Source organism: Peptoniphilus sp. SGI.035 (genome assembly GCF_050315115.1).
Lineage (GTDB): Bacteria > Bacillota > Clostridia > Tissierellales > Peptoniphilaceae > Peptoniphilus_A.
Genome location: NZ_JBNPOJ010000017.1, coordinates 1 through 12,480 on the forward strand (window position 1 = coordinate 1; position 12,480 = coordinate 12,480).

The 12,480-nt window shown below is 30.6% G+C and carries 13 protein-coding genes; 2 read left to right on the forward strand and 11 right to left on the reverse strand.

The genetic code is table 11. From position 1 onward, the window contains the following. Nucleotides 1–199 precede the first annotated feature (199 nt). Both ACQRC6_RS07665 and ACQRC6_RS07670 read left to right on the forward strand, forming a co-directional pair. Nucleotides 200–532, forward strand: coding sequence for a hypothetical protein (locus tag ACQRC6_RS07665; protein WP_427848434.1), 333 nt, complete (start codon nucleotides 200–202; stop codon nucleotides 530–532). Between the two features lie 59 nt (nucleotides 533–591). Further along, entirely contained in the window at nucleotides 592–789 is a 198-nt protein-coding gene (locus ACQRC6_RS07670; RefSeq protein ID WP_427848435.1) for a hypothetical protein, read from the forward strand. A gap of 287 nt (nucleotides 790–1,076) precedes the next feature. On the opposite strand, the gene coaE is transcribed toward ACQRC6_RS07670, so the two are convergent. The 11 genes from coaE to ACQRC6_RS07725 all read right to left on the reverse strand — a co-directional run bounded on the left by coaE (nucleotide 1,077) and on the right by ACQRC6_RS07725 (nucleotide 12,472). Then, a complete protein-coding gene (coaE, locus tag ACQRC6_RS07675) occupies nucleotides 1,077–1,670 on the reverse strand; it encodes a dephospho-CoA kinase (RefSeq protein ID WP_427848436.1) in 594 nt (197 codons plus the stop codon). Beyond that, nucleotides 1,657–4,314 carry a DNA polymerase I gene (gene polA, locus ACQRC6_RS07680; RefSeq protein WP_427848437.1) on the reverse strand — a complete coding sequence of 886 codons (2,658 nt, stop codon included), beginning with the start codon at nucleotides 4,312–4,314 and terminating at the stop codon, nucleotides 1,657–1,659. Before polA ends, coaE begins: the two co-directional genes overlap by 14 nt. Before the next feature lie 151 nt (nucleotides 4,315–4,465). Beyond that, entirely contained in the window at nucleotides 4,466–5,320 is an 855-nt protein-coding gene (locus tag ACQRC6_RS07685; RefSeq protein ID WP_427848438.1) for a fumarylacetoacetate hydrolase family protein, read from the reverse strand. A gap of 9 nt (nucleotides 5,321–5,329) precedes the next feature. Continuing rightward, nucleotides 5,330–6,118 carry an IclR family transcriptional regulator gene (locus tag ACQRC6_RS07690; protein WP_169969763.1) on the reverse strand — a complete coding sequence of 263 codons (789 nt, stop codon included), beginning with the start codon at nucleotides 6,116–6,118 and terminating at the stop codon, nucleotides 5,330–5,332. 32 nt (nucleotides 6,119–6,150) lie between these two features. After that, the gene (locus ACQRC6_RS07695) at nucleotides 6,151–7,050 is read right to left on the reverse strand and encodes a dihydrodipicolinate synthase family protein (RefSeq protein WP_169969761.1); all 900 of its coding nucleotides are present in this window, start codon (nucleotides 7,048–7,050) and stop codon (nucleotides 6,151–6,153) included. Nucleotides 7,051–7,068: 18 nt separating this feature from the next. Beyond that, nucleotides 7,069–8,241: a UxaA family hydrolase gene (locus ACQRC6_RS07700; protein WP_075659217.1), complete on the reverse strand. Its 1,173-nt coding sequence runs from the start codon at nucleotides 8,239–8,241 to the stop codon at nucleotides 7,069–7,071. 17 nt (nucleotides 8,242–8,258) lie between these two features. After that, complete coding sequence (locus ACQRC6_RS07705; protein ID WP_075659218.1) at nucleotides 8,259–8,552, reverse strand: UxaA family hydrolase; 294 nt, start codon at nucleotides 8,550–8,552, stop codon at nucleotides 8,259–8,261. A 12-nt stretch (nucleotides 8,553–8,564) separates the two neighbouring features. After that, a complete protein-coding gene (locus ACQRC6_RS07710) occupies nucleotides 8,565–9,551 on the reverse strand; it encodes a 2-keto-3-deoxygluconate permease (protein WP_427848439.1) in 987 nt (328 codons plus the stop codon). Nucleotides 9,552–9,610: 59 nt separating this feature from the next. Next, the gene (locus tag ACQRC6_RS07715) at nucleotides 9,611–10,405 is read right to left on the reverse strand and encodes an amidohydrolase family protein (RefSeq protein ID WP_293559833.1); all 795 of its coding nucleotides are present in this window, start codon (nucleotides 10,403–10,405) and stop codon (nucleotides 9,611–9,613) included. Between the two features lie 2 nt (nucleotides 10,406–10,407). Beyond that, nucleotides 10,408–11,655 carry a sugar MFS transporter gene (locus ACQRC6_RS07720; RefSeq protein ID WP_427848440.1) on the reverse strand — a complete coding sequence of 416 codons (1,248 nt, stop codon included), beginning with the start codon at nucleotides 11,653–11,655 and terminating at the stop codon, nucleotides 10,408–10,410. Between the two features lie 25 nt (nucleotides 11,656–11,680). Further along, on the reverse strand, nucleotides 11,681–12,472 hold the full coding sequence (locus ACQRC6_RS07725; RefSeq protein WP_293559834.1) for an SDR family oxidoreductase: 792 nt from the start codon (nucleotides 12,470–12,472) through the stop codon (nucleotides 11,681–11,683). Nucleotides 12,473–12,480 lie beyond the last annotated feature (8 nt).

Genomic DNA, 12,480 nt, shown 5'->3' on the forward strand with positions numbered 1-12,480 from the left:
TACTTTATTTATGATAACAAAAACTTCATCATTTGTAAAGTTTTTTTCTTTTTTAATTATATTCTTATTAGATTTTTAACTACTTTATGTGTTAATTTGTTAATGTTTAGTTATTATAAATATAAAGGAATTTTTTATAAAAAATTTTTATTCTAAAGTAAGTTTTATATTAGCTTTTGCAAGCTTAATTCCAATGTCTATGAATACAAATGTTTTTGCAGAGAAACTAAACCAATCATATTACATATATGATCAATTTGAAAATTCAGAAATCCGTAATTCTAATTTTCAAAATAATATTTCTTCTGAAAAAGTTGAAATTATAGAAAATAATAATTTTAAAAAAATTTCTATAAAAAATTTGGATACAGATACAGAAAACTTTATAATTGTTAACTACAAAGATGATACTATATATTCAAGTTTTACTGGTAAAACTGAATCCTATTCAAACTTTGTTGATAAAGCTTCTGGAATTTCAATTATTCTGAAAGTTCCTATAGCTCCTTTAGAATATCTTATAGTGAGATAAGAAGCTATATAGGCGATAGAGCATCTGCAGGAGGAGTCGTTGGATTAGCTGTAGCTTTAGTGCCTGGCGCTGAACCCGTTGGTGGTTTAATTAGTACTGTTAGTACACTTATAGGTGGTGCTAATTTATTTGTACCAAATGATTCTAGTCACGGACTAATCTTTACGGTTAAAACTGTTAAGTACTACAGAAGGAGAGCTGGTATGAGAACAGTGTACAGGACTGATAAATATATTACAAATATTGAAAAATATTAACATGAAAAAATTTGATAAAATATATAAATTGTTATATTTAATAAGTTTAATAATTATCTTTTTAAATAATCATAATTATCTTATTTTTAATAGAACAACAAAGATAATAATAAATGTAATTTCCATTATTTTTATGATACTTATTATATTATCTCTTGATACCGATGATTCTAAAATATTTAAAAAATTAGCTACTTTTATGCTAATAATTTTAATAATTCTTATAATGTTTTTTTGGAAATAGTTAAATAGCTGTATTAGCTCACTTCTGCTAATACAGCTATTTGTTATAATTTTTTTAAATTTTTTTCTACTTGGGCGAAAGTTTCTTCTAAAGTCCCAGAGTTATTGATTATGACATCGGCTTTTTTTCTCTTTTCTTCAACAGAGATTTGCGAATTTATTTTCTCTTTTGCGTATTCTCTTGAAATGTCGTCCCTTTCCATTAGTCTTTTTATTTGTGTAGCTCTGTCAACATATACAAGCCAAATTTCATCGAAATTCAGTCCATATTTCTTATTTAATTCTTCGTTTTCAAAAAACAATGGTATGTCGACAAATACAAGGTCATTTGAACCCTCAATTTGTCTTTTTATCTCTTTATAAATTTCTGGATGCATGATTTGATTTAACTTTTCCCTTGATTTTTCATTTTTAAAAACTACTTCTGCAAGTTTTTTTCTGTCAAGGTTTCCATCTTTATATAAATCTTCTCCAAACTCCTCTTTAATCTTATTTTTTACAAATTCAAAATTTGCCACATCTCTTGCAATTAAATCTGCGTCAACAACTTTTATGCCCTTGTCCTTTAAATACTTTGAGACCTGAGATTTTCCCGTTGCAATAGAGCCTGTAAGACCAATTACTTTATTTTGATTCATAAAGATTTTCACCTGTATTCATATCCACAGAAAGTTTTACATTCAAGTCCACAGAATTTTCCATTAAATCCTTCATTATTTTTTTTACTTCTTCAACTTCGCCCTCTGCTGCATCAACTACAAGCTCGTCGTGAATTTGAATTATCAATTTTGATTTTAAGTTTCTCTTCTTTAATTCATTATAAACTTTTACCATGGCAATTTTTATTATGTCAGCAGCTGAACCTTGTATTGGCGTGTTAAGTGCAATTCTTTCTCCAAAACTTCTTATATTAAAATTCTTTGCCTTAAGTTCAGGAATGTATCTCCTTCTGTTAAAAATCGTCTCTACATAACCCTTTTTCTTTCCTTCTTCAATTTCTTCTGACATATAATTTTTTATTCCAACAAAATGTCCAAGATAATTGTCAATGTATTCCTTTGCTGCCTTTCTTGGTATATTTAAGTTTTGTGAAAGACCATAATCAGAAATTCCATAGACTATTCCAAAGTTTACTGCTTTTGCCTCAGACCTTTGAAGTGCATTTACATCGTCATAATCCACATGAAATACTTCTGATGCCGTTTTTTTGTGAATGTCTAATCCCTCTTTGAAGGCATCAAGCATTTCTTTATCCTTAGAAAGTGCCGCAAGAACACGAAGCTCAATTTGTGAGTAGTCAGCATCTACAAGCATACAACCCTTTGATGCCAAAAATGCCTTTCGAATTAATCTTCCCTCTTCAGTTTTTATTGGTATATTTTGTAAATTTGGATCCGTAGATGAAATTCTTCCTGTTGCAGTTACTGTTTGCATAAATCTTGAGTGAATCCGATTAGTTTTCTTGTTTATAACAGCTTTTAAACCATCGATATAAGTTGACTTTAATTTAGAGAATTTCCTGTAATCTAAAATATAGTCGATAATTTCTCCCTCGCCACGAAGCTTTTCAAGAACATCTGCAGAAGTTGAATAGCCTGTTTTTGTCTTTTTTATCACTGGGAAGTCCATTTTTTCAAATAAAATAACGCCAAGTTGCTTAGGAGAATTAATGTTAAACTCTTCTTCTGCTTCACAATATATTTTTTCTTCTAAATCCTTTAGTTTTAATGAAATTTTCTCGTCAATTTCATCTAAAACTGCCTCATCAGTGTTTATGCCAACATACTCCATAGAGGCAAGGACTTCAACTAAAGGTAGCTCCATATCTTCATATAGGGAAGTCATGTTTTCCTCGCCGATTTTGTCCCTTTGCACTCTTTCCAATTTGTAAATTGAATTTAACACAAAGGCAAAATATTTAAATAGATCTTCTTTTTTCACTTCAGAGTAAGTTTTTTTCTTGACTCCCTTGCCCAAAAAATCATCTTGATCAATATATCCCTTTTTAAAATAATCCATAGAAATTTTATTTATATCATAATCACTTTTTGTAGAATTTAAAATATATTCGGCGATTTTAACATCATGACAATAATTTTTTATATCAATGCCAAGACTCATTAAGATTATAATATCCTCTTTAAGTTCATAGCCAAGTTTTTCTATGTCTTCATCTTCCATGATTTCTTTTAATTTATTTTTATCAATATTATCCCATAAAATAAAATTTACAACTTCGTCTGGGACTTTTATTGCGAGATAAATTGGATTTACATCTTCATAAATTTTGCCATCAGTAATAAATTTAAAGGCAAAAGACTTATTGTCATTAATCTTTTTTATAATTTCATCTAGGTTTTTAATTTCCTCAAATTTAAAATTATCTTCAGAAATTTCTTCCACTTCTTCCTTTTGATACTCCTTAGGAAGTCTTGCAAGCATTGAATTAAACTCGAAGTCGCGATACATTTGTGAAAGCTTTTCATAATCATAGTCGACTTTTTTTAAATCATCTAAATTTTCTTCAATTGGCACATCTTTTATGATTGTACCCAACTTTTTACTCATAAAGGCAGACATTTTACCCTCGATTAATTTTTCCTTAAGCTTTTTTGCTTTTATATTATCAATATTATCGTAAAGATTTTCAATATTGTGAAACTCGCGAATTAATTTTAATCCAGTTTTTTCTCCAATTCCATAAATTCCCGGAATATTGTCAGACTGATCACCCATTAAGGCTTTCAACTCTATAAATTCAATTGGCTTAATCCCATAATCTTTCTCAATACTTTCCACAGTTACTATGTCCATTTCAGTAATCCCCTTGCGAGTTAATAGGACTTTTGTATTTTCATTTACAAGTTGAAAATAGTCCTTATCGCCAGTGAGTAAATAGGTTTCAAAATTTTCTTCTGATGCAATTTTAGAAAGAGTACCTGCAATGTCATCTGCTTCGTAAACAGGTGATTCCAAAATTTTAATATTCATGTATTTTAAAATATCGCGAACTAGAGGCCATTGTTGTTCAAGTTCGTTGGGAGTTTTTTGCCTTGTACCCTTGTAGTCTTTGTATATTTCGGATCTAAAAGTTTTGCCCTTCATATCGAAACAAACAGCAACATGAGTTGGATTTATTTTTTCAATTGCATTTTCAACCATCATTACAAAACCGTAGATTGCGTTAGTATAAAGACCCCTCTTAGTTTTTAAAAGTGGCAGAGCATAAAATGCCCTAAAAAAAAGCGAACTTCCATCTATAATTAAAAATTTGTTATCCATAAAAACCTCCTTACTACATTATAACAGAGATTTTAATAAATAAAATTTGCAAATATAAACTCCTCTATGTGATTTTAAACTGACTCAAAACTAAAGCAAAATACAAAAAATACCAAAGTTTATGAAACTCTGGCATTTTATAATTAGTATGTTATTTAACTGTATTTTCCAAGACGCCTATTTTTTCTATCTCAAGTTCTAGTGTATCTCCACTTTGAAGAAATATTGGAGGATTTAGAGCCATCCCAACTCCTGATGGAGTTCCCGTGGCTATTATTGTTCCTTTTTTAAGTGTCATAGACTTTGATAAGTCTTCTATAATTTCATTAACACCTAGAATCATATTCTTGGTATTGCTATCTTGTCTTATTTCTCTATTTACAGAAAGTTTTATGTCAAGTTTATTATAGTCGAAACTTTTATCCTTTAAAAGGATACATGGTCCCATTGCAGATGAGCCATCAAAGCTTTTTCCATAGTACCACTGCTTGTATTTAGTCTGTAAATCTCTTGCCGATAAATCATTAAAAATTGAAAAACCAAATATATAATTATTTGCCTCTTCTTTTTTTATGTTTTTCCCGTCTTTTCCAATAATTACAGCAAGTTCAATTTCATAATCTAGTTTTTCTGTTATTTCACTATTTATTGGAATAAAGTCATTATTTCCTAAAATTTTATTGGCTCTTTTTGAAAAATATATAGTATCTACATCTTTGGAAAAATCTTTTTTTGATACTTTTTCTACTTCATCTTTGTGATCTATATAATTCATTCCTATACAGATTATATCTTGTTTTGGATATTCAATTGGACTTAAAATTTTATATTCATTTTTGATTTCCTTTTGATTATTAAAACATAAGTCTTTAAGATTTATTTCACTATCTATTAATTCATTTATGTCTTTAAAATCATATCCAAAATCTTTAAGTAGGTATAATTTATAGTCTATTTCAACAGCTATTTCTTTGTAGCCTTTTATTTCTATAAAAAACAATTTCATAATCTACCTCTATTGCTCACTGTTAGTAAAATCTAATTTCAAATTTTGAATTTTTATAATATCCTCTATAATTTCTTTTTGTTCTAATAAAACTTTAGAGATAAAATCTTCTGTATCTTCAGTTTTTCTAAAAATTGGATAGGTAGCAGACATTGCCCCCTTAATTATCCCATCTTCTCTAATAGGCACAGCTACACATGAAGTGTTATGGGTAAATTCTTGGTTTTCCACCGCATATCCCCTTTCTCTTACCTTATGTATTTCATCAAGTAGCCTATCAATATTTGTTATTGAGTTTTCTGTATATTTTACAAATTCATAATCTTTAAATTTTTCTATTATTTCTGCATCACTAAATCCAGATAAAAGTGCCTTTCCAAGTGCCGTATATATAGCTGGAATTTTCTTGCCCACAGAACTTACTATCTCAATATTATCTGGTGAGTTTACCTTTTCTAAATATAAAACCATATTATCAACAAGAACCCCAAATTGAACTATTTCTCCAATTTTATCAACAACTATCTCCATTTGTTTTTTAATCATCGAAAGACTATCTAGTCTTCCTGAATAAGATAAGCCTAATTGAAAAAGCTTAAAGGATGCCATATAGCATCCCTTATCATTTTTTTCAATAAAATTAGTCATCTCTAATGTTTTTAATATTGGACTTAATGTGCTTTTTGGAATTTTTAATTTTGTCGATATCTCTAAAAATGAAAGACCATTTTCATAATTATTTATTAAATCAAGAATTTTTACTACTCTAAGAGTAGGATTGTGCAATTTATATTCCATGATTCCTCCAATCATGAAATATTATATCATAATTACTTGATTTCTTCGTACTCTTTAATTACTTTTTCTAAGATAGACTTACCCCTTTCAAATACTTCATCTGAAAGTTGATTATATGGAAATATTGACTTAGGAGAAATATCTACGCCCCTAACCGCCATTAGTCTCTTGAATAAGTGTGAGAAATTACTATCTAAATCATATAAAGGCATTAATTTATGAATTAAATTAGACAATTTATACACTCTATCAAAGTTCTCTTCCTTTGTTGATTTAACAAGGTCTGACCATATTTCTGGTACTAAATTTGAAAGAGCACCTATACATCCTGAACCACCTGTCGAAAGGTTATATAAGAATTGGTCATCAAATCCTGAGTAAACTTTTGTCCTATGACCTTCCGTAGCCCTTAATAGCTTATTAGTATGAATTGGATCTGCAACTGAATCTTTAAGACCCACTATATTTGAATTCTCCTCTATAAGTTTTGCATAGACCTCTCCACTTACAGAGTAGCCACTTCTAGCTGGAAAATTATAAATATATACATTTCCCTTAACTTTTTTGGCTAATTCATTATAATAAATGAAGATTTTTTCATCATCCATGGCGAAGTAATATGGTCCCATAACCATAACACCTTTATAGCCTATTTTTATAGCCTCATTGCTAAGTTTTACAGTATCTTCAAAGGAAGCACAATTACTTCCAAAATATAGATCAACCCTACCCTTTGTATACTCGTAGTAATCTTTAGCAAATTGCAATTTATCTTCATAATCTAAAACTGTAAACTCTCCAGTACTTCCAAGTACTAGAATCCCATCTACACCACCTTCAATAAGAAAATCTATGACTTTCTTATTTTCTTCAAAATCTGGTTTTTCATTTTCATCAAATATTGTAACAACTGGTACTATTATTTCACACATAAAATCCTCCTAATGTTTTTAAACAAAATTTGCCCCTCTTTGAATTGCTATTTCCGTATAACCTAGAGCTTCAGCTTTTGTTAATTTTCCATTACAGAAATCAATTAACTCGTCAAAACATTCATCTGCAAGCTCTTCCATGGTTTTTTCTCCATAAATCGTTGGACTAGCATCCCAATCTAAGTTATCTGACATAGTTTTGGCAGTCTCTCTATTTCCTGTAATTTTAATAACTGGTGCTATAGGATTTCCTGTTGGAGTTCCTCTTCCTGTAGAAAATACTACTATTTGACAACCGCCAGCAATCATTCCTGCTACTGATGACGGATCATTCCCAGGTGTATCCATAATAACTAATCCTTCTTTAGTTTTAAGTTGTTTTGAATAATCATATACTGCATTTACAGTAGTTGTACCACCCTTATGAATACAACCTAATGATTTTTCTTCAAGTGTTGTAAGTCCACCCTCTTTATTTCCCGGCGATGGATTACCTTCTCTAACTTCTTCCCCTGTATTCATTTGGATGTGATCTTCGAATCTATGAACTATATCATAAATTCTTTTCTTTACCTCTTCATTTTTAGCTCTTCTTGCTAAAATATGCTCCGCTCCAATAAATTCAGTTGTTTCGCTAAGTACTGTTGTACCTCCGTTTTCAACCATTTTATCTGAAAGATTTCCTATTAATACGTTTGAAGCTAATCCACTTGTTGGATCTGATCCACCACATTCTGTTCCCATTATAAGTTCAGAAACTGGAAACTCTTCTCTTCTTTCCATACTAGCTTCTGCTACAAATTCTTTAGCGTATCTTGTCGCTTTTTCAATTGCTTTTAAAGTTCCACCTTCTTCTTGAATTATAACAGATCTAAGTGGTTTGTTTGTTCTTTTTTCAATTTCTGCCTTAACTAAGTTAAGTTGAGCATTTTCACAGCCTAAAGAAACTAAAACTGTAGCATATATATTAGGATTAGCTGCAAATCCAGAAATTGTATCTAATGTATATTCAAAGTCTTTTCCTAATTGTGAACAGCCTAATTGCATATTAAATGTAACTGCCTCTTTAACTTGTCCCGCAATAATTCTAGTTGTATCTGATGCACATACTGAGCATGGCAAAATTAATATATGGTTTCTTATTCCAACTCTACCATCGCTTCTTTTATATCCCCAAAATGTCCTAGTCATTTGATTAATCCTCCTATTTATTCTATAGCTTCTAAATCTTCACGTCTGCCTTCAATATTATGGTCATGAACATGTTCCCCTATTTTTATATCATTTAATGCAAATCCAATATGCTCTCCATACTTAATGACAGGTTCTCCTTTTTTTATATCAGTCAAAGCTAATTTATGATAAATTTTTATATCATCAATAGCTTTTATACTTTTAATATTTCCATTTAAGTCTTTAAATTCTACTATGTCGCCTTTTTTTATTGGTTCTATTGCTACTATAACATTATCTTTTTCACTTATAATTACTGCATTTATCATATTATTCTCCTATCATTTTGCTTTCCAATCTTTCTTACTAAAATCTTGTCCTGGTAATGGATATTTTGGACAACCATATTTCTTAGCCCACCAAGCTGTTATAATTGGTATTAATATAGCTGTCATAACTGTTGAAGCAGCTACTTGAGTTGTAGCAGCTGTTACATATGGAGTCCATGAAGGGTCAATAGATGCTACTACTGCTGGAACTGCTATAGCATTGCCAGCTGTCGATGAAACTGCCCAACCAGCATATCCTGGTCTCTTATTAAATATCCTGTCACAAAGTACTACGAAAGGACCACTTATGCATACCGTGATTATTCCTAGTAATATTCCAGGTGCTCCACCTGCAACTATTCCCTTTACATCTATTCCTGCACCTAGCGTTATCCCTACGAAAGGAAGTAGCAATCCTATTCCTGGTTCTAAAAACTCACTCATTTTCTTATCTATATTTCCTATAAGCATACCAAATAAAATAGGAACTATTACCGCAATTAAAGATACTATGGGAATTTGAGCAAGTCCACTAGCTCCTAATGTAATAAGTGTTAAAAAAGGACCATCGTTTATAGCCAATAAACTCATAGCTGTTTGGTCTACCTCATCTCCATATTCTACGTTTAAAGCCAAGTACATTGAACCATTGGAGTTAGTTATAGCACTTATAACTGCAAGTGTTGTTAGACCGAGTATTCCTTCCATTCCAAATAATTTTCCAATTATTATGCCAAGAACAGCTCCTATGGCATATTTTGAAACAAGTAAAACCCCTCCTCTTTTAACTACTTCTGCAAGTTCTTTTACTCTTAGCTGAGCTCCCATACATACAAGCTGAACTCCAAGTACCGCTGCTGTTCCTGCACTAGTAAATACTGCCGTAGTAAATGAACCTATTTGTAACATCTCTGGAAAGAATGTATTTATCAGAGCTGATAAAAACATTGGCACTATCATCATACCAGCTGGAACTTTTTTCAAAAAATTCAAAATCATAATATCCTCCTGACTATTAAAAATAATTTAAATAAGTCCAAAACCCTATTTAATTGTTTTTATAACCCATAGCATTCTTTGGCATTGTTATAGAAGAAGTCTTCATCATTGCCAAATGATTCTATTAGTAAATCTATATGCTCTTTTAAATTAGAGTAAATATTAATAACTGGCCAGTTTGATGCATATATTAACCTATCTTTTGCAAATGTATCTTTTACAAAACTTAGTAAATCTCTTACAAATTCTTTATCTTCTGTTTTATATCCTGATACTTTTACATAAAGATTTGGGAATTTTGCCAAAGCTTTCATATTATTTTTGTACTCATCCGTCAATCCTTCAACGTTTCCTAAATGGTTTAAAACAACTTTGGCATTTGGAGTTTTTTCCATCATTTTTACCAAATCTGAAAGCTCATCTACTCTATTACAAGAGTCAAATGTCATATTGTTTTTAGTAAGTTCTTTTATACCTTCTATAAAAGAATCTTCAAGACACATTCCTTTTGGAGCATCTCCTGTATGAAGTGGTTGTCTTATTCCTGTTGCAAAAAGAGGGACTCTCATAGTTGGTGATACTTTTGATCTTGCTACTATTGCAAGTATTTTGTCATTATTTGCTTTTTCTTCATAAAGAATCTCATCTTCAAGTATTGGATTGTCTGAATCTACTTCGACATATATTCCGCCTTCTAATATAACATTATCTAGTTTTTTATATTCATTGATGTAATCTTCAATTAAATAAGATTTTTTTAAAGCTGGAACATCTTCTAACCAAGGTAAGTTTTGCTTATCTAGGTTCCAAACGTGAAAGTGTGTGTCTATAAGTTTAATTTTATTATCTGTCATTATTAACTCCTTCTTGAACCAATAAATCCATACCAAGCACAATATATAAATCCTATTATTGTTGTTGCCATAGCTATTTGAAGATTAAATGTTTCTCCTATGGCAGATATAACAACTGGTATAAGAGCAGCTCCTACTATACTCATAGTTAGAATTGATGCACCTGTCTTAGCGTCATTTCCTTTTATTCCAACTAAAGCTAATGAATATATTGTTGGAAAACCAATTGATATAAATAGGTATGCTACTATGAAAGCTACTACTGAGAATTTACCTAATCCTATACTTACTATAATCATCAAAACTGCCGTTATAGTCATATATACACCTAAGATTTTATTAGGTTCTATTTTATTCATTAATGGTGTAGTTATAAATCTTCCTAAAGTGAATAATAGTGAAACTATTGAAAGATATTTGGTAGCAGTTCCTACACTCATTCCTTCCCAAAACTCCATTGCATATGCTGAAAATAAAGACATACCTACCACTTGTAATCCTATAAATACAAAGGCTGCAATTACACCTTGTTTAAAGTGTTTGATTTTAAAAAGTCTCTTTAATGCAACAAATGTCGATTCATTATTCGCCATTTCTTCGTCATTATCCGGACTTGGAAGTTTTATTAAGAAGAATAATAAGAACACTATAGCAAGCGCTATGGCAATTCCAATATATATAATTCTTGTTCCCGATAAAAATTCAACCTTTGCTTGTTCAAATCCTGCTTGGTTAGGAGCTACTGTTTCTCCTATAAGAGATCCTAGTATAAAGGGTCCAACTATATTACCTACACCATTAAATGATTGGGCAAGGTTTAACCTGAAAGATTCTTTTTCTGGATCGCCAAGTTTTGTTATATATGGGTTACAATTTGTTTCAAGTGTTGCAGCTCCTGATGCTGTTACAAACATTGCAAATAGGAATATTCCATAACTCATTTTATAGGTTGCAGGAATCGTCAAAACAGCACCTATTACAAAAAGTAATAATCCCATCATCATTCCTACTTTATAGCCATACTTTCTAGTTACTACTGATGCAGGTATAGCTAGAAAGAAATAAGCTCCATAGTAGGCCATTTGTAGTAAGCTTGCCTTTGTTGATGATATTTCCATGTAATTTGCCATTGGAGTATTTAAGGCATTAACTAGGTTCATTGTAAGTCCCCAAGCAAAGAATAGAAATGTCACCAAGTATATGGCAATTTTGGCTTTAGATTGTCTATTTTTATTTATTCTATCAGTCATTTTAAATTTCCTTTTCAGTTCGTTATTAACTTAATGCTCTGTCTAAATGTACATATCCTCCATCAACGTAAACCCATTGTCCTGTTGTATGTGAAGCTCTTTCTGATAATAAGAAGCAAGCTGTATCAGCTATTTCTTCTGGATCTGTCATTCTTTTTCCTAAAGGTATTTTATCTGTTATTAATTTTAATCTTGCTTGTTGCTCTTCTTCATCACCAAATGTTTTTATCCATTCTTTATACAATGGTGTCCATGACTCTGATACAACTATAGCATTTACTCTTACTCCATCTTCTGCTAAAGCTGCTGCCCATTCTCTTGTTAATCCTAATATAGCACCTTTTGCTGCTGCATAAGCTGAAGTTTTACCTTGCCCTGTAACAGCTGTTTTTGATGAAATATTTACTATAGATCCCTTTACATCCTTTATATAAGGGATAGCTTGATGGACTAATTCATAATAGTGAGTTAAGTTTGAATGGATTGATTTCTCAAATTCTTGCCAACTTGTTTCTTCAAGAGATAAGTTATCATTTTTACCAGCGTTGTTTACAACACCATCGATTTTTCCATATTTTTCAACTACGTCTTTAACTATTCCTTCTATTTCTTCAGTATTATTTAAGTCTATAAAGTAAAGAGAATAATTGTCAGTGATTTTTTCCATTTCAGCTTTGAAGTCTTCAACTACATTATTTTTTCTGTTTAATACAACTGGAACTGCACCTTCTCTTGCTAATTGTAAAGCTATAGCTCTACCGATTCCTTTTAAACCACCTGTTACTATATATACTTTATCCTTTAAATTTAAATCCATTTTTATCT